18 protein-coding genes are annotated in these 16,509 nt (G+C 41.5%); 9 read left to right on the top strand and 9 right to left on the bottom strand.

Annotated elements, in window-relative coordinates; all coding sequences use genetic code 11:
- Nucleotides 1-16: 16 nt before the first annotated feature.
- Together AOG27_RS04585 and AOG27_RS04590 are read right to left on the bottom strand one after the other, a co-directional pair.
- The gene (locus tag AOG27_RS04585; RefSeq protein WP_054551804.1) at nucleotides 17-1,036 is read right to left on the bottom strand and encodes an endonuclease/exonuclease/phosphatase family protein; all 1,020 of its coding nucleotides are present in this window, start codon (nucleotides 1,034-1,036) and stop codon (nucleotides 17-19) included.
- A gap of 8 nt (nucleotides 1,037-1,044) precedes the next feature.
- Entirely contained in the window at nucleotides 1,045-1,419 is a 375-nt protein-coding gene (locus AOG27_RS04590) for an STAS/SEC14 domain-containing protein (protein ID WP_054551805.1), read from the bottom strand.
- A 111-nt stretch (nucleotides 1,420-1,530) separates the two neighbouring features.
- Between AOG27_RS04590 and yghU the strand changes: the two genes are divergently transcribed.
- The 3 genes from yghU to AOG27_RS04605 are packed head-to-tail and all read left to right on the top strand — an operon-like array spanning nucleotide 1,531 to nucleotide 4,149.
- Complete coding sequence (gene yghU, locus AOG27_RS04595) at nucleotides 1,531-2,370, top strand: glutathione-dependent disulfide-bond oxidoreductase (protein WP_054551806.1); 840 nt, start codon at nucleotides 1,531-1,533, stop codon at nucleotides 2,368-2,370.
- A gap of 35 nt (nucleotides 2,371-2,405) precedes the next feature.
- Entirely contained in the window at nucleotides 2,406-3,704 is a 1,299-nt protein-coding gene (locus AOG27_RS04600; RefSeq protein ID WP_054551807.1) for an MFS transporter, read from the top strand.
- 58 nt (nucleotides 3,705-3,762) lie between these two features.
- A complete protein-coding gene (locus AOG27_RS04605; protein ID WP_054551808.1) occupies nucleotides 3,763-4,149 on the top strand; it encodes a hypothetical protein in 387 nt (128 codons plus the stop codon).
- Between the two features lie 59 nt (nucleotides 4,150-4,208).
- On the opposite strand, the gene AOG27_RS04610 is transcribed toward AOG27_RS04605, so the two are convergent.
- Nucleotides 4,209-6,131 carry an alpha/beta hydrolase family protein gene (locus AOG27_RS04610; protein WP_054551809.1) on the bottom strand — a complete coding sequence of 641 codons (1,923 nt, stop codon included), beginning with the start codon at nucleotides 6,129-6,131 and terminating at the stop codon, nucleotides 4,209-4,211.
- A gap of 186 nt (nucleotides 6,132-6,317) precedes the next feature.
- Between AOG27_RS04610 and AOG27_RS04615 the strand changes: the two genes are divergently transcribed.
- Nucleotides 6,318-6,917 (top strand): FMN-dependent NADH-azoreductase, encoded by a 600-nt coding sequence (locus AOG27_RS04615; RefSeq protein WP_054551810.1) that lies wholly within the window; start codon nucleotides 6,318-6,320, stop codon nucleotides 6,915-6,917.
- 43 nt (nucleotides 6,918-6,960) lie between these two features.
- Here AOG27_RS04615 and AOG27_RS04620 read toward each other — a convergent pair whose 3' ends face one another.
- Both AOG27_RS04620 and AOG27_RS04625 read right to left on the bottom strand, forming a co-directional pair.
- Nucleotides 6,961-7,428, bottom strand: coding sequence for a hypothetical protein (locus AOG27_RS04620; protein ID WP_054551811.1), 468 nt, complete (start codon nucleotides 7,426-7,428; stop codon nucleotides 6,961-6,963).
- Nucleotides 7,425-7,712, bottom strand: a complete 288-nt coding sequence (locus tag AOG27_RS04625) for an EF-hand domain-containing protein (RefSeq protein WP_054551812.1) — start codon at nucleotides 7,710-7,712, stop codon at nucleotides 7,425-7,427. The genes AOG27_RS04620 and AOG27_RS04625 overlap by 4 nt, the downstream gene beginning before the upstream one ends.
- Nucleotides 7,713-7,881: 169 nt before the next feature.
- Between AOG27_RS04625 and AOG27_RS04630 the strand changes: the two genes are divergently transcribed.
- The 4 genes from AOG27_RS04630 (at nucleotide 7,882) to AOG27_RS04640 (ending at nucleotide 10,956) form a co-directional block, all read left to right on the top strand.
- The gene (locus AOG27_RS04630; protein WP_054551813.1) at nucleotides 7,882-9,378 is read left to right on the top strand and encodes a cryptochrome/deoxyribodipyrimidine photo-lyase family protein; all 1,497 of its coding nucleotides are present in this window, start codon (nucleotides 7,882-7,884) and stop codon (nucleotides 9,376-9,378) included.
- Entirely contained in the window at nucleotides 9,368-9,520 is a 153-nt protein-coding gene (locus AOG27_RS21165) for a DUF2256 domain-containing protein (RefSeq protein ID WP_082389187.1), read from the top strand. The genes AOG27_RS04630 and AOG27_RS21165 overlap by 11 nt, the downstream gene beginning before the upstream one ends.
- A gap of 89 nt (nucleotides 9,521-9,609) precedes the next feature.
- Nucleotides 9,610-10,038: an OsmC family protein gene (locus tag AOG27_RS04635; RefSeq protein ID WP_054551814.1), complete on the top strand. Its 429-nt coding sequence runs from the start codon at nucleotides 9,610-9,612 to the stop codon at nucleotides 10,036-10,038.
- Between the two features lie 126 nt (nucleotides 10,039-10,164).
- Nucleotides 10,165-10,956, top strand: a complete 792-nt coding sequence (locus AOG27_RS04640) for a putative porin (RefSeq protein ID WP_152967109.1) — start codon at nucleotides 10,165-10,167, stop codon at nucleotides 10,954-10,956.
- Between the two features lie 65 nt (nucleotides 10,957-11,021).
- Here the strand turns inward: AOG27_RS04640 and AOG27_RS04645 are convergent, their stop codons facing one another.
- Nucleotides 11,022-12,512: a dipeptidase gene (locus tag AOG27_RS04645; protein ID WP_054551815.1), complete on the bottom strand. Its 1,491-nt coding sequence runs from the start codon at nucleotides 12,510-12,512 to the stop codon at nucleotides 11,022-11,024.
- 156 nt (nucleotides 12,513-12,668) lie between these two features.
- Between AOG27_RS04645 and AOG27_RS21170 the strand changes: the two genes are divergently transcribed.
- On the top strand, nucleotides 12,669-12,815 hold the full coding sequence (locus tag AOG27_RS21170) for a DUF2986 domain-containing protein (protein ID WP_082389188.1): 147 nt from the start codon (nucleotides 12,669-12,671) through the stop codon (nucleotides 12,813-12,815).
- 786 nt (nucleotides 12,816-13,601) lie between these two features.
- Here AOG27_RS21170 and AOG27_RS04650 read toward each other — a convergent pair.
- The 3 genes from AOG27_RS04650 to AOG27_RS04660 are packed head-to-tail and all read right to left on the bottom strand — an operon-like array spanning nucleotide 13,602 to nucleotide 16,480.
- Nucleotides 13,602-15,734, bottom strand: coding sequence for a TonB-dependent receptor (locus AOG27_RS04650; protein ID WP_054551816.1), 2,133 nt, complete (start codon nucleotides 15,732-15,734; stop codon nucleotides 13,602-13,604).
- Nucleotides 15,735-15,747: 13 nt separating this feature from the next.
- Nucleotides 15,748-16,152 (bottom strand): universal stress protein, encoded by a 405-nt coding sequence (locus AOG27_RS04655; protein ID WP_082389189.1) that lies wholly within the window; start codon nucleotides 16,150-16,152, stop codon nucleotides 15,748-15,750.
- On the bottom strand, nucleotides 16,094-16,480 hold the full coding sequence (locus AOG27_RS04660) for a universal stress protein (RefSeq protein ID WP_054551818.1): 387 nt from the start codon (nucleotides 16,478-16,480) through the stop codon (nucleotides 16,094-16,096). Before AOG27_RS04660 ends, AOG27_RS04655 begins: the two co-directional genes overlap by 59 nt.
- Between the last annotated feature and the right edge of the window lie 29 nt (nucleotides 16,481-16,509).

Here is a 16,509-nt window from a genome sequence, read left to right on the forward strand (position 1 = left end):
AGCTTAAAGCTATAAGTTAGTCTCTTAACTTCATTGTCACCATCACGACGCCATGGTCGGTACTTTGATCATCATAGGCAAACTGTGGGTTGATTAAGTGCTGATCATAGGTGTGATAATCAACTACCTCGAAAAAGCTGCTCTGAAACCCGGCATCAAACTCACGGGATAACAAAATATAATCAAATACTGAGCTGCTACTACCAAAATAGTGGGTGGCTTCTCTGTCGTTCTCAGTGACAACATGGCGCTGATAGAGTTGCCAACTATCTTGTAGTTTAAACTCTGAACGAGATGGGCTATTTTGGCTATGACCGCTAAAACGAAGGTGGTCAGCGATTAAATGGTTAAGCACACCATCGTGTAACTCATTATTAAAGTCCCCCATCACAATCACAGGGTTATTGGTGTGCGCTCTGCGCTTAATAATTTCAACGAGTAACAGCGCTGCTTCACTGCCACGCTGCATACTTGATGCCCAGCGCCCAAGGGCTTGCGATTTTAACTGCATAACTAAGTTTTGCTGTTCGCTGTGGCTTTCATCATTTTGGTGATGGAGCATGCTGCGCTTAGATTTAAAGTGCACTACATAGCAATCGACATGTCCTAAGTGAGGTACTTCAAGTGTTGCGCGAATAATACTGCGGCTAAAGTTAAAATTATCGCTCAAGCCCATCGCTAAAATATCATCTTGCTCTGCCTCAACCTGACTGACAGCAATAATTTTATAGCGTGAGGCAATGGCCACAACCGGATCGCGATAAATAAAGTCATCAATCACCGTTGGCTCATCAACCACTGCAAAATAAGGGTAACCCTCTGCGTTAACTTGTTGTTTTAGTTCATTGATACTGAACACTTCTTGAAAGCCAATAATATCTGGCTGCTGATTTTTAAGGTAATCGGCCAGCCAGCGCTGCTTTTTGGCCCACTGCTCAGCGCTATAAATGCGCTGAAAATCATAAAATGCGTCAGGTGGCGCTAAATAATTATATAAATTAAATGTCGCCACCTTTAATTGGCTGTTTTCTATCACTTAATTCCTTATTCGTGTAACCACTCAGAGGCAATAATCGGGTCTTCAAAGTATTTCACTTCGCCACTGATAAACCAGTTACCCACTTTGCTTGCCACTTGTTGCCAGTGTTTGTTACCAACTACTGCTATACGGCAAAACTCTTTGTTGTGTTTAAGGCCTAGCTTAAAATCATCCCACGCGGCTTGTAACTCCCAGCCTTCTAGTTCAGTAATATCAACATAGGCTCTTATTTTTGCACTCGGAACTGCCGCTACAGCATTATCTATAAGCGGAGTGAGAGTTTTATAATCCTCGTGGGTAAGCTTCCCAACAATTTTCATTGTGAGATAAAAAGTCGTGCCAGTGCGCTCAAGGCCAATGGCTAAACCATGCTTTTTCATGTCATCCTCCTTGTTATTCATAATTAATAACTGTACTTCCCTTGCTCTATCTGATCAACTAGGATGGTAGTCTCGTAATGACATTCATTAAAGCACAATTTAGGAGTTTCAATGAGTAATACCGACAGTTATACGCCACCTAAAGTGTGGCAATGGGATGCAGAAAACGGTGGTGAATGGGCGAAGACGAATCGTCCGGTCTCAGGTGCAACCCACGAGCAAGACTTGCCCGTTGGTAAACATGACCTACAACTCTACTCGCTTGCGACACCAAACGGCCAAAAAGTCACTATCATGCTCGAAGAGCTATTAGAGCTTGGTATTGATGAAGCCGACTACGATGCATTTTTAATTAAAATTGGCGATGGTGACCAGTTCTCTTCAGGGTTTGTAAGTGTTAACCCTAATTCAAAAATCCCAGCCTTAATGGATCACAGTACCACACCCGTTACTCGCGTGTTTGAGTCAGGTGCAATTTTACAATACTTGGCAGAAAAGTTTGATGCGCTGATCCCAAGCGATCACGCCAGTAAAACAGAATGTCGTAATTGGCTGTTTTGGCAAATGGGCTCTGCTCCATACTTAGGCGGTGGCTTCGGTCACTTTTATAGTTATGCCCCTTTCAAAATGCAGTACCCAATTGACCGTTTCACCATGGAGGTAAAACGCCAGTTAGACGTATTAAACCGTCATTTAAGTGACCATGACTACATGGCTGGTAGCGAATATTCAATTGCCGATATCGCTATTTGGCCTTGGTATGGCAGCTTGGTACTTGGCAATTTATACGATGCGGCAGAGTTCTTAGATGTTGAGTCATACAGCCATGTGATGCGCTGGGCAAAACAAATTGAGCGCCGCCCTGCTGTAAAACGAGGTCGTAGAGTCAATAGAACTTGGGGTGATGAAGCTGAGCAATTAGCAGAGCGCCACTCTAAGGAAGATTTTTAAGGGCTTAACGGCCCTTTTTCATAAAAATAAACAGTATGAAAAAGCTCAGTAAAGAAGATATCTATCAACGTCTTAGCAATACCGAAGATGCCCGTGCCTGTAAAGCGATTGATGAAGCTGCTTGTAAAGTGGTACCCGGCAATTTTATTACTTTATTAGTGAGCCAACTATTTAGTAAGTTTGCAGATGCCCTGCTAAACCCTAAAGTGACTCTGCCTTGGCTACTGCAAAGCATTAATGTACCAAGTAGTTTTATTGCTTGGCTTGTGCCTATTCGTGAGTCAGGCTCAATGTTGCCACAACTGGCCATCGCCAGTGCTATTCGTAGGCTCCCAGTTAGAAAGTGGGTTTGGGTGATTGGCGCCATAGTGCAAGCCTTGTGTATTGTAGGCATGCTTATTTGTGCTTTAACACTTCAAGGTGCAACAGCAGGTTTTGCTATCATCGCTATTTTGATTATCTTTAGTCTTGCTCGTGGCTTTAATTCCATTGCTGCAAAAGATGTATTAGGCAAGGTCATACCTAAACAACAACGAGGCAGCATTAGCGGTCTTGCTGCGAGTTTTGCCGGATTTGCAACGCTCACCTTTGGTCTTGGTTTATGGTATCTTCAAAGTCTTGGCTATGAAAATGGGGTGTATGTTGCTTTAATGCTGGCCGCTTTAATGTGGCTGTTTGCAGCGCTCAGCTATAGTCGCATTCAAGAATACAAGGGCGCAACCGAGGGCGCTGAAAACGGCTTTTTGCATGCTTTATCAAAATTAAAACTGCTTTACCAAGATAAGCAATTTGCTCACTTTATTATCACTCGTGCGTTGTTGCTATGTTCTGCTTTGAGCGCCCCGTTTTATATCGTTCTTGCCAGTGAACAGGCTTTCGACTTTTCACTACTTGCTACGTTTATGGCGCTTTCTGGGCTTGCCAGCTTAGTCTCTGCGCCTATCTGGGGTCGACTAAGTGATTTATCGAGTCGCAAAGTATTAGTGTTTGCTGCAATGCTAGTCACTCTCAACGGGTTTGCCGTTTATTTAGTTGCTTATCTGAGCCCACAAACGCTCAATGAGTTTTGGCTATTACCGCTCTGTTATTTTTTACTCACCGTAGCTCATCAAGGGGTTCGCCTTGGTCGTAAAACCTACCTTGTTGATATGGCTGAAGGAAACAAGCGCACTGACTATGTCTCTGTTAGTAATACGGTGATCGGAGTTATATTATTACTGCTAGGTAGCGTCGGCTTACTAAATACCTACTTAACGACTGCTGAGTTAATTTTTTTCTACAGTATCTTAGGCTTACTTGGTGCAATTAGTGCGTGGTTTTTACCCGATGCCTAGACCCTCGGGTAAAAAAAGCGCATAATCGCGCTGATTTTATTTCCAAAAAGGACTTACTATGAAAAAGGCAGCGCTTGCACTTTTTACCCTACTTACACTTTCTGCTTGTAGCACCAGTGTGCCTATTCGTAACTTTGACGCAAACCCTGTACCGCAAATGGCGTCTGGCCAACATGACCTTGAAAGTATCAAAACCAATATTTTAAAAGCATGTATGAAACTAGGCTGGACGTGTCGTTCAAATGCCGAAGGCCAAATCTTAGGTAAACTTGATATTCGTAAACACCAATTACGCGTTGATATTACGTTTAACGAGCAAGAATATTCTATTGATTACAAAGATTCGATCAACCTTGATTACAATGGCAAAAAAATCCACCGCCAATATATCAATTGGGTTACCAACTTAATGCGCAATATTGATGCTGAATTAGCTTATAAATAAAATTGACGCAGAATCAGGTATTAAAAAAGGCGACCTAGGTCGCCTTTTCTTTGCTAATTCTAGTTTTTCAAGTTCTTATCGAAGAACTCTAAAAACGCTTTCAACGTTTTAATTCTGTATGGCTGGTGCGATAAGTAATGATCGCCATCTTCAAGCTCAATGTAAGTAACATCTTTACCTTCGTCTTTAAGTTCATCATCCATTTCACGGCTATGATAAACAGGCACTACATTATCATCAGAGCCATGAACCAATAGCACCGGACGATTAATTTGCTTTGCAAAATTAACTGGTGAAACCTTTTCAAGTTTATCGCCATCAGTTCCAAATTGCTTACGCACAATTTCTTTATTAGTGAAATAACGCGCTTTACTAACAATACGCTCAAGATCAGTAACGCCTGCAAAGCTTGCTGCACATTTGAATGTTTCTGGGTGTTTAACCACCGCCATTAATGCAGCATAACCACCATAACTTGCCCCGCCAATACAGATTTTATCTTTATTAGCGATACCTTCCTCAACAAGCCAATTCGCCGCATCTTGCAAGTCATCTTGCATTTCTTTACCAAAACCTTGAACTGCAGCCATCTCAAATTCATGGCCATAGCCACTAGAACCACGGAAGTTTGGTTGTAGTACTGCATAACCATTATAAGCAAGTAATGCAGTCCAATAGTCAAAACCAGCGTAATCACGAGCCATTGGCCCGCCATGCGGGAACACAATAGTGGGTAGTTTATCGCCTTCTTTGTAACCCACAGGTAAAGTTAAATACCCTTCAATAGTTAAACCATCACGGGCTTTATAACTGATTTTCTTTTTACCGCTGTAAACTGTTTCATTTACATCTGGGAATGCGCTTGCAAATACCGTTAGCTCACTGGTATCGCGATTCCCAATCATGTAAGTTCCAGCACTATCATCACTTGTTAAATAAAGCACATATTGGCGCTGATCTTTACTGGTATCAATGATATCTATGTCAAATTTATCTTTTGGTAAAACAGCGCGTAAACCTGTATAGAGCTTATTTAAATCTTCATTCCAGTAACGGATCCCTTCATCTAATTGAGAGTGTGTAAAGCCTGCTACTTCACCTGTAAGTGGTGAGTAGAAAATATGACCGTCGAAGTCATAATTATCATCGCTGAACACTAACTCTTTTTTCATGGTCGTTAGGTCCATTTTATAAAGCGCATCATAGCCATCTTTAAGAGCTTTGAAATAAAGAATATTAGGGTCTTTATCGAAGCCCAAAACAGTCACTACATCAGGGGTAAATGCTTTATATTTAAATAACGTTTTACGGTTATCTCTATCTTCATCGTAAAGAATATATTCGAATTCGTCTTCATCCATTTTAAGGGCAATACGCACATTACCTTGGCGGTCTGCTGTCCAATCAATCACTTTACTGCGTGAGCGCTGAATTTTTTTCTTACGAAGTGTATTTAAATTAAGTTCATACACGCCAGGGGCATTGGCAACATCAAAGTCACCTTGAACTAAAATTTTATCTTTTTGATCGGGTAAAAAGCTGATGACCTGATCACCAAATTGCGGTTGGCGTTCATCACGGTTAAAGTTCGGCTTTATAGCTAGTTTTGCCTTACCATCACCATTTATATTGTATGTATATAAACGCGTAGAGGTATATTTAGGGCCGCCAAATTGGCGTTGAATGTAGCGGGCTCCAAGTAACAGAACGTCATCATTCGCCCACTCATACCAATCGAAGAAAATAGTGTGATTATCTGAACGAATAACAGCATCTGCTTCTTTAGTTTTGCGGTTATAAACCATTAAAACCAACTCACCATTCACATTTCGAATAAACGATATGTGTTCACCACTAGGCGAAAATTTTACTTGGCTAAAAGCCCGTAAAGAGGCAAATGATTCTACAGGGAGTTGCGTGTTTTCAGCAGCACGGGGCATTAAGCTCAGCACTGCAAAAAATGTAAGCAGTAAGTACTTCATAGTAAAGTCCATTTTTTTATTGTTCCGACAATATTAACATTAAATTACAAAAAAAGACTAACTCAAAAAAACTTAGGCATATCTTTCATTCGCTTAAAACGAACATAACACTCGATTAATAGCATTATTAATTTATTTTTTGATAATTATAATGGCTGCACTACTTCAGTTTTCTTAGGTGACATGATGAAAAAAGTACTTGTGTTAAATTCATCTTTAAATGGTGAACAAGGTAATTCAACCAAACTTAGCCAACAATTTGTTGAGCAACTTGCTAACAACCAACAAATTTCAGTAACAACGCGCGATTTAAGCGACAATGCGATTGCTCACTTAACGCAGACAGAAATGGCTGCTTGGATGACTGATACAAACGAGCGTAGCGATGAGCAAAAAGCACTTGCTGCAATTTCTGACGATTTAATAGCTGAACTTAACGATAACGAACTGATTGTTATTGGTATGCCAATGTACAACTTTGGAATTCCATCAACATTCAAAGCTTGGATTGATCGTATTGCTCGTGCTGGTATTACGTTTAAATACACTGAGCAAGGCCCTGTAGGTTTAATTGCAGACAAGAAAGTGGTGGTACTTGCAGCACGTGGTGGTTTGTATCAAGGCACTGACATAGATACACAAACTAAATACTTAAAAGATGTACTTGGTTTTGTGGGTATGACTGACGTTGATTTTATTTATGCCGAAGGTCTTGCGATGCCGGGTGCAGAGCAAAGCTTAGAAGCAGCACAAAACGAAATAAAGACTTTTGCTGCAGCACTGTAATTAGCAGAGCATAAAAAAGCGGTCATCATGACCGCTTTGTGATTTACGCTGTGACCGATAACAGCGATTCACCTTCAGATAAACCAAACTTTTCTTGCACAGAGGCTAGAATCGCTTCTTTATCTTCTTCTCCCAGTTGATCAGAATATTGCGCTAACAACTCATCTAAATAACTGACAACTTCTTCAGTATCAACCTGCTCAAGTGAGTTACCACTAGGCGGAGGTGGTGGCGGACCAGGAGGACGCTCACCTTCAGGACGACCTAATTCACCGACTTCAGCGGCATCAAAGCCTGCTTCAGCCATAATTGCTTCCATTTCTTGACCCGGTTGAATACCCGCATCTTTAAATGTTTGCATAATAGATTGTGCATCTTCTGCAGTTAAGTTTTCAGGATCAAACTGAGCTAAAGTTTCATTCATTAACTCTGTCTGTTCACTGGTTAACGGCTCTGCTTGCGGTCGTTGCATGGGCTGAAAATTCGCACCCGATGAGACATTGTTGATCATCGTTGATTTTCCTTACGTTTTGGTGGTTTATGGTTGTTGAACTCGTCTTCAGTTACTTCACCATTTTGATCAGTATCCATGTCATTAAAAATGGTTTGCAGCATATCTTCTGGCATAGGCTGTTCACTAAACTCAGTAAAATCAATCACCCCATTGCCATCAATATCAATCGTCGTAAAGTCAGGTCGCTGGGGTGGACCGCCTTGATGGTCGCGAGCAAAGCAAGCGGGCGCTGTGACTAACAACGAAATAGCTAAAACAGAAAGTGCAGATAAATGCTTCATAGCGAACCTCTTATGTCATTCAATTGACCATAAGCATAATCTGAATATCATTCAAAAGTGTGTGGGCAATATGCTACAAATGTGGAAACTTTGTGGATCGTTGTAGCAATTAATCGAAGTTGTAACTTGTTACGTATTAAGAGCAAAACACTTTTTCAACTCCACGTTTATGGCAGACTCAAAAAAACAAAAAGTAAATCTTGTTTGGTTCAAACGTGACCTAAGACTGTCTGATCATCAACCACTTGCCAGTGCGATTGCATCAGACCTGCCTTGCTTACTCATTTATAATTTTGAGCCTCTATTACTCGACGACCCTCATTACAGCTTAAGGCACTGGCGTTTTGTTGCTCAGTCACTAAAAGACATCAACCAACAACTTGAAAAATACAACGCTGAAATCGCCATTTATAATCAAGAAATGATTACCTTGTTAGAAACCCTCAGTGAAGATTTTGATATTGCAGGGGTTTATAGTCATCAAGAAATAGGCCTAAACAATACATTTGAGCGAGATAAACAGGTCACACGCTGGCTAAACAGTAAAGCAATTCCATGGCACGAAACGCCACCTGGAGGTGTAAAACGAGCGCGGCCAAAACAGTTTGATTGGCAAGCACATTGGCATGGCGTGATGAACCAACGTCTTGTAACGCCAAATTGGCAAGCCTTTAATGCAGTGCTGCCTCATAATTACCAAGCCGCGACCTGTGTTAATGATTTTCTAAAGCACGACCCGCAGTTTCAATATGATGGCCCTCATGCAGCTAGAGCTTGCCTACAGAGCTTTGTAGAAGAGCGTGCAAAAAACTACCAAAGTGGCATCTCAAGTCCTTCCAAAAGTAGAGGTTCATGCTCTAGGCTTTCGCCTTACTTAGCTTTTGGCAACCTGAGCCTCAGACAAGTTTATCAAACCCTAAAATACTATTTAGTAAAGCAGCCTTTAAGCTGGCGTCGCTCATTACATGCTTTTGAATCTAGGCTTCATTGGCATTGCCATTTTATGCAAAAGTTCGAAACTCAATGCAGCATGGAGTTTGCACCGCAAAACGCGGGCTACCTACACTACCCCTATCGCGATGATGAACTCGTTGCAGAGCACTTAAAGCGCTTTGAGCAAGGTCAAACAGGTATTCCTATTATTGATGCGTGCATGCGCTGCCTCGCAGCAACGGGTTACATTAATTTTCGAATGCGCGCTATGCTAGTCAGCTTTATGACTCATCATATGAACATTCATTGGCAATCAGTCAGCTTTATTTTATCGCGTTATTTTTTAGATTTTGAGCCGGGTATTCACTACCCACAAATCCAAATGCAAGCATCGGTCACAGGAACTAACACCATTCGTTTGTATAACCCAATAAAGCAATCTGAAGACAAAGACCCAGATGGTATATTTATAAAAACATGGTGCCCTGAGCTTAAAAACTTACCCAAAGAAGATCTCCACCAGCCATGGCAACAACCGCCAATGGAAGCCTTGTTTAATAATTTTAAACAAGGCGAAGACTACCCAGAGCCCATGGTCGATATTGAACACGCAGCCAAACAAGCACGTGAGCGGTTATGGTCATTTCGAGAACGTGATGACGTAAAACGTGGCACAAAAGCCGTACTGAATAAGCATGTGATAAGCCTTAAAAGACAACGCCATGGCTCATAAAAAGCTGAATTTACCCAGCAAAACCTGCCCCGTTTGCGACAGGCCATTTATGTGGCGTAAAAAATGGCAACGTGATTGGCAGCATGTTAAATACTGCTCAGAACGTTGCAAGCGTGAGGCAAAAAGAAATATTGGCGTTTAAGTTGCACTTATATCGTGAACTCACCGTTTTCGGCACAAAACCCTGAAAGCCTTTCACGGTCGTCGAAAAAATTTACAAAGGAGATGACGATGACAATTAAAAAATCTGCACATACGAGTTGGTCTGGTGATATTAAATCTGGCAAAGGCTATATTTCTAGTCAAAGTGGCGCGCTTGAGAAACAGCCATTTGGCTTTAACACTCGCTTTGAAGATAAGCCAGGTACTAACCCTGAAGAACTGGTTGCAGCGGCACACAGTAGCTGTTTTAGCATGGCGCTATCGCTGGCACTAACTGAAGCAGGCTTTGTCGCTGACGACATAACGACCAAAGCAACAGTGAGCCTTGATGAGGTTGATGACGGCTTCGAAGTGAGCCACATTGCACTTGATGTCAGCGCAAAGATAAAAGAAATCTCACTCGAAAAGTTTGAGCAACTTTGTGAGCAAACCAAGCAAGGCTGCCCTATTTCTAAACTGATGAATGCCGAAATATCACTCACCACAACGCTTAATTAATCTCTGTAGGCCAAGCACTGCTTGGCCTTTTCACAAACTAACAGACCCACAACACTTTATTACATTCTTTTTACCGCCTCGTTGTATTATCTTTATAAAGCAAAACCAAATACAACAAGGATATGTATGATTAAAAAATTAGCCCCGATCGCTCTTGCAACACTTGCTTATTCAAACTGCTCAATCGCCACAGAACAACAAGTAAGTAAACAATGGTTCAACAGTATCGAATACACTCATATTAATAATGACTATTATGACTTTGATGGCTATCAATTAGTAAGCCATTACTACTTTGAAGAGCAGCAAAGCTCGGGGGTGCTCGATGATTATGGTTACCTAGATACAGATACAAACTTTCGAGTGAATTACTCAGGAGGAGACTATTACAACGATATTGGTTTATCAGGCGAGTATTTTTTTAACAACTGGTTTGCTGTAGCTGATATGAGGGACGTGAGGGATTTAGACAATTACACGCTAGGACTTGGCTACTTATTTGCCGATGCCTTAAAAGTCTCTGTAAATAGGGATGTGCGTAGCTATGGTGATGATTATTTCCGCTTGAAAGCGCAGTATAACCTCCAAATCAACGATAAGGATTACCTTGGTTTTAGCGCAGAAACAGATGATGAACTCGACGTTTGGAATGTCTCTGCCAGATACTTTAATCATTTAAGCGGTAGCCATTACATTACCGTCGATGTTGGCCATCAAGACAGCCTTTATAATTCAGCAAGCAATGCCATGATCAGCTACTACTTCGGCGATCACTATGCCATAGGTGCAGGGTTGGATGATTCTGAACTCGTTTTACAAGGTAAGTACTTTATTAATGATAAATACTATTTAACCGCGAATTACACTGAAAGCGGCTCTGCTGAACTTTATAACCTTAAGTTTGTTGCCCAATTCTAAATAGGAATGAGTCACCAGTTTTAAACAAAAACGCCGCTATAAAGCGGCGTTTTCAGTTTATAGAATTACATATTACCTAGCTTCATCATCATTGCAGTATACATTTTTAAGTTCAGTGCTAACTGCTCTTCAGTAATAAACTCATGCTCTGAGTGACCTGTGTACTTTTTACCTGGCATTGATGGACCAAATGACACCGCATTATCAAACAGCTTAGCATTTGTGCCACCACCAATTGACACAAAGCCCGCGTCCTTATCGCCGGTAAAGTGCTTAAAGATATCGAGTAATGCTTCTGCATGAGGTGCACCATCTAACAGCATTGGCGTACCAATAATAACTTTAGTGTCTTTTAACGTAGCACCATTAGTGGTTTGCCAAGCACTAAGCGCTTCATTAATTTGCTGCTTAAGCACCGCTTCTTGTTTACCTACCGGACGACGCATATTAATCGACAGTTTAATGTCGTTACCGTCGCGGCTTAATAAGGTAGGCGAAACAGTCATCGGGCCCATAAAGTCATGCTTGTAACCAATTTCACCGAATTGCGCGCCGTATAAATCAAGGCCAATTAGTTGATTGATAAACTCAATGGCTTGACCATCACTATTGTTCTCAAGATCAATACCTTTAAAGATTTCTGCAAGGTGCGCAATGGCATTTTCACCCGCTTCTGGCTCAGATGAATGCGCTGAAATCCCCTTCACTTGGACTAACAAGCCATTGTCTTGCTCTGTCATCGCCACTTTGACGTTTTTAAGCTTAGCGACATTGTCGTGTAATTTAGCCACTGTCGCCACATCAGCGTTATGCACTAACACGCTGGCATCTTCAGGGATTTGGCTAACAAAGGCGCCGCCTTTTAAATCACTGACATATAAGCCTGTTTGTGCTGAGGTCGCAGAGAAAGTCGGCGCAATTAGGCTCCAGCCTTTTTCTGCAACAACCACAGGGTATGAAGCATCAATAGTGACAGCATATTTTGGTTGCTGATAGGTTTTCATGAACTCTTCGAGTGGTGCCCAGTCAGACTCTTCTGCAAGGTAAACCATTAATTCAATACGGTTATTTAAGGTAATACCCTTGTCTTTAATCGCCTTCATTGCATACAGTGCAGTCGCAATTGCGCCTTTATCATCTTCTGTACCACGAGCTATTAGCTTTCCTGGCTCAGAGGTTTTATCCATTTTAAAAGGACTTTGCTGCCATTTACTGGTATCTGCAGGTTGCACATCACCATGGGTTACTATGGTTACTTTGTCAGCTTGGTTACCCATGCCAATTAACACTGTGTAGCCTAAATCTTGATAATCAAAACCAAACTGCGCCGCTTTCATTTTTAAGAACGACTTAAAGCCAATAAAATCTGGGTTATCAGGAGTCGCTAGACCTTCTTTATTTACCGTTGGATACGAAACTAAATTCTCTAAGGTATGAATTTGCGCTTGTTGATATTGCTCTACCGCGTAGCTAGCCAGCTTTTCACTTTGCTCAGACACAGTTGCCTGACTAGAGAAAGCACTTAATAAAAATGCAGCAAGTAATGAATGTTTCAAGATAAGCTCCAGAGTTTAAGAAGGTTTTTAGAAAGTCGCCTTGATTGTAACGCTTATAACGCCGACATAACATCTCTAATTAAAGCAAAATAGATCGCTTAAAAATACCAACAAGGTACAATAGCCACTCACCCTATTAATTCGTTTGTTAGACTCATGAACCGCAGAAAAAAGATCTTTACTAAACTTAAGCAAAAAGATAAGCGTGCCAATGCAAAATTGCATAAAAGCAATAAACCGGCCTACATCTCAAAGGCAGAACGCGAAAAATTAGCACAGCAAGAAGCTGAGCAGGAAAATTAAAATACCTAGCGGTCAGGGGTAAAATTGTAGGCGCGATTTTATATCGCGCAACACTTCTATGATTCACAAAGAGGATAAGAGACGCTTCGCTTTAGAGAAAAACAAAAAAAGTTTTAATATTACTTCCTCATTTTCTTCTCATTAGTTTCTCTTTGTGCAATTTGTTTTAACGCGAAATAAATTTCACGTCTACGGCAAAGACATTTTTTCACAAAGAGGATTAGAGACGCTGCGCTTTAGAGAAAACAACAAGTAATCCAGTGTTTTCCCTCATTACCTTCTCATTCTTTTCTCTTTGTGCAATTTGTTTTAACGCGAAATAAATTTCACGCCTACGTCAAAGACATTTATTTTCACAAAGAGGATAAGAGACGCTGTGCTTTAGAGAATACAACAAGTAATCCAGTGTTTTCCCTCATTACCTTCTCATTCTTTTCTCTTTGTGCAATTTGTTTTAACGCGAAATAAATTTCACGCCTACGTCAAAGACATTTATTTTCACAAAGAGGATAAGAGGCGCTGCGCTTTAGAGGAAAACAACAAGTAATCTATTGTTTTTCCGCATTGTCTTCTCATTCTTTTCTCTTTGTGCAATTGGTTTTATCGCAAAAGAAATTCCACGCCTACGACAGCTTATGTAACATTTATATCGGACACGTGATCTGACTCGCTAACTTTACTCTCGTAACTAGAAACTCTGGTTTTAATCTGAAAGCTGACAGCTCTCTTCACTCTTTACCCTAGCAGCTTGCTAACTTTACTCTAGCAACTCGCTAACTCCCTAACCTAAAACCTATAACTCACACTGGCATTATACGAACGGCCTTGTCCGGCAAGTTGCTCAAAGCCATTGCTCATATCTTGCTTGTAATTAGCAATGCTTACACCGCCAAGTGGCTGTTGGTAATATTCATCAAGTAAGTTGGTAATTGCTAACTTAAAGGTTAAATTTTGCCACGTTTTCTGGCTTGAGATAGCCAGTAACTGATAACTGTCGGTTTGGTTTTCTAAACGGCGCTCATCAACATGAGTTTTACTATCAACCCATTGCCAGCTCAGTGCGTTTTGCCAGCCTTTGTATTCGTGCTCTAGGCTCAGCTCAGTGTGCAGTGGCATAATTTGATATAAGTCTTCATTGCTATCATCACGCTCACCATGAGTACTGGTTAGTGAGCCTTTTAATTGCCATTTTCCTGCTTGCTTTGAGTTGTAAAGCTCTACCAAGCCCGCCAGTTTTGCACCGTAAAGAGTGGCATCTAGGTTCGTAAAAGTAAGAATATTACGCTTGGTATGCGCCATGTCGGTGCGATTAAAGCTCTTAGTCACTTCAGCATCAATATAATCATTTACTTGCGTGTACCAAACATTTGCCGTTACTTGCCAGCTATCGTCTTTGGCAAGTTTGGTGTAGCTAGAGCTTAACGTATGAGCTGTTTCGGCGTCTAAATCTGGGTTACCAATATAACCATTACCATCACCAAACCAACCAATCATGGTGGTTGCCATCGTACCTACACCCCAGCTATAACGCTCATATAAATTAGGGGCGCGGTTTTTACGAGCTAAACCAAATTGTAGCTCATCGTTGTTCGATAATTGATAGCGAGCAAGTAAGCTGATATCAACTAAAGTGTCGTCACGTTTACGGTCTAATTGGTTAAATTCCATCGCAGCTTGGGCGTCGGTTTTTGACATACCCATCATTGAGCCCATATTAGCCATACCGCTCATGCCACCTTCGTTATAAGCCTGCACTTCGCCAGTATCTGTTGTGACTTGCTCAACTCGAACACCTGCCGACACCCACCATGCTTGGTTTACTTGGTTTTGGTACTCAGCAAATGCCGCAAGGCGATCACGTTTGCCATCGTTAATGTTTACGTATTCATTTGGGCCCATCATCATTGACCCTGCAACCGCCGGCCACCAATCATCAATTCGATAACCGTAATATTCTTGCCCTAGCATTAATGATGACTGTTTTGATAAATCAGTGCGCCAATGAACTTGATAACTGTAATCTTGTGCATCGGTATTCATTGGCATCATGCCGGTTTTCTCATTACTGAAAAAACCCATTTCGTGTTTTACATCATGCGCATTCACTTGCACCTGCAAATCACCATTTTCAAGCTCACGTTGATACTGAGCAACGAAACCATAACTGGTGTTATCGGTCATATCCATGTATTGATTAGGAAAGCCTTGGTACGGAATTTTTTGATGCGTCAGCTTAACTACAAGCTGTTGTTTCTCATCACGAACAGCACCCGTTAAGGCATGATTTTGCACTCGATATAAGGTATCAAGTACACGCTCACCATGCCCATCATCATAGCTGTTAGCATCTTCAAAGCTGCCTTGGTAAGACAAGCTAAACTGTTTGCTCGCAAGGCTGGCACCTAGCGCGTATGCTTGGCTATCGTTAACGCTTTTGTACTGGGCGGTAACATAGCCTGCGCGCCAGTTCACTGAGTCTGAATCACTAAATTCAGGGGCAATCGTATTTACCCTAATAACACCGGCAATATTATCCCCGCCACTGCTTACCGGTGATACACCAGCAACAACACTGTAAGAGGCAATTTGATTTGCCGACACATAAGAGAGTGGCGGGTTCATTTGGTTAGCACACGCTGCTGTGACATCAGCACCATCGACTAAAACTTTAACTCTATCGCCCATCATGCCGTTCATTACTGGCAAATTAGACACACCTCCGGCTGCTGAAAAATCAACACCTAAATCTTTCAGTAACGCATCTGCAGAGCCAACTAGTTGATGGTTATTTTGGGCATGACCTTGTACTTCTATCACTTCAATAGAATCATCAGCAAAGGCAGAAATACTTAAAACACAGCTAAGTGCTGCAGCAATTTTGGAAAATAAAAAACCAGGGCGAGAAGATTGCGTGTTCATAACTCTTTTAAAATCAACGGCTATCTTCAAGCATTTTTAAGGTCGTGCTGCCTAAAAAGAACTGCCGCCATTTAGAGTGACCAAATGCGCCCATCACCATTAAGTCAACGGCGTGGTCACTTTTATATCGCCACAGCGCTTGGTAAACATCGCCATCGAGCATACGCGCTCTCACATTAAAGCCGTTTTCAGCCAACCTTGCTGAGGCAGTATCGAGTTTGTCTTGGCTGTGACCGTCTTGTTTATCAACCATCACCAAGTGGCAATCTAAGCCGGATAAAATACCGCCTTTGATAATTTGTGTAATCGCTTTGTCGGTACTTTCGCTGCCATCATAAGCCAGCATAAAGTTTGTAGGCTCATGAAATTGCGGCGGCACAATCGCAACCGGGGTATGCACCTGACTCAAGTAAAGCATCAACAAGACTCATTGAAAGCTGCTGTTGCTCAATCTCGTTTAAGCCTGCATGCTCAGCTTTTTTCATTGCTTCATCTAGCAATAATTGACCATGCTGCGACGCTACTTTGTTGCGCTCTTGTTCAAGTTTTGCCAATTGCTCTAACAATGAAGTTTGCGAACCTAAACCAATAATTGCGGTTAAATCATCACTGCCCTGCGGCAAAGGTGGCTCTAAAGCATGCAGAAAATTAATTGGATGGCTGGAGCGCTTAGAAATCCAAATAGCCGCTTCTGTCACCGCATCGGTCATGCATGAACCGTCGATACAAGCAAATATCTTTTTCATTACACTCTCCTTTAAACCAATTTAATTCA

It is taken from the genome of Pseudoalteromonas lipolytica (genome assembly GCF_001306915.1).
GTDB classification, from domain to species: Bacteria; Pseudomonadota; Gammaproteobacteria; order Enterobacterales; family Alteromonadaceae; genus Pseudoalteromonas; species Pseudoalteromonas simplex.

Bases quoted from the DNA above. Each gene is read 5' to 3' on its own strand.
- AOG27_RS04590 (WP_054551805.1), bottom strand. From the start codon at position 1,419: ATGAAAAAGCATGGTTTAGCCATTGGCCTTGAGCGCACTGGCACGACT.
- yghU (WP_054551806.1), top strand. From the start codon at position 1,531: ATGAGTAATACCGACAGTTATACGCCACCTAAAGTGTGGCAATGGGAT.
- AOG27_RS04600 (WP_054551807.1), top strand. From the start codon at position 2,406: ATGAAAAAGCTCAGTAAAGAAGATATCTATCAACGTCTTAGCAATACC.
- AOG27_RS04605 (WP_054551808.1), top strand. From the start codon at position 3,763: ATGAAAAAGGCAGCGCTTGCACTTTTTACCCTACTTACACTTTCTGCT.
- AOG27_RS04610 (WP_054551809.1), bottom strand. From the start codon at position 6,131: ATGAAGTACTTACTGCTTACATTTTTTGCAGTGCTGAGCTTAATGCCC.
- AOG27_RS04615 (WP_054551810.1), top strand. From the start codon at position 6,318: ATGAAAAAAGTACTTGTGTTAAATTCATCTTTAAATGGTGAACAAGGT.
- AOG27_RS04620 (WP_054551811.1), bottom strand. From the start codon at position 7,428: ATGATCAACAATGTCTCATCGGGTGCGAATTTTCAGCCCATGCAACGA.
- AOG27_RS04625 (WP_054551812.1), bottom strand. From the start codon at position 7,712: ATGAAGCATTTATCTGCACTTTCTGTTTTAGCTATTTCGTTGTTAGTC.
- AOG27_RS04630 (WP_054551813.1), top strand. From the start codon at position 7,882: ATGGCAGACTCAAAAAAACAAAAAGTAAATCTTGTTTGGTTCAAACGT.
- AOG27_RS21165 (WP_082389187.1), top strand. From the start codon at position 9,368: ATGGCTCATAAAAAGCTGAATTTACCCAGCAAAACCTGCCCCGTTTGC.
- AOG27_RS04635 (WP_054551814.1), top strand. From the start codon at position 9,610: ATGACAATTAAAAAATCTGCACATACGAGTTGGTCTGGTGATATTAAA.
- AOG27_RS04640 (WP_152967109.1), top strand. From the start codon at position 10,165: ATGATTAAAAAATTAGCCCCGATCGCTCTTGCAACACTTGCTTATTCA.
- AOG27_RS21170 (WP_082389188.1), top strand. From the start codon at position 12,669: ATGAACCGCAGAAAAAAGATCTTTACTAAACTTAAGCAAAAAGATAAG.
- AOG27_RS04650 (WP_054551816.1), bottom strand. From the start codon at position 15,734: ATGAACACGCAATCTTCTCGCCCTGGTTTTTTATTTTCCAAAATTGCT.
- AOG27_RS04655 (WP_082389189.1), bottom strand. From the start codon at position 16,152: ATGCTTTACTTGAGTCAGGTGCATACCCCGGTTGCGATTGTGCCGCCG.
- AOG27_RS04660 (WP_054551818.1), bottom strand. From the start codon at position 16,480: ATGAAAAAGATATTTGCTTGTATCGACGGTTCATGCATGACCGATGCG.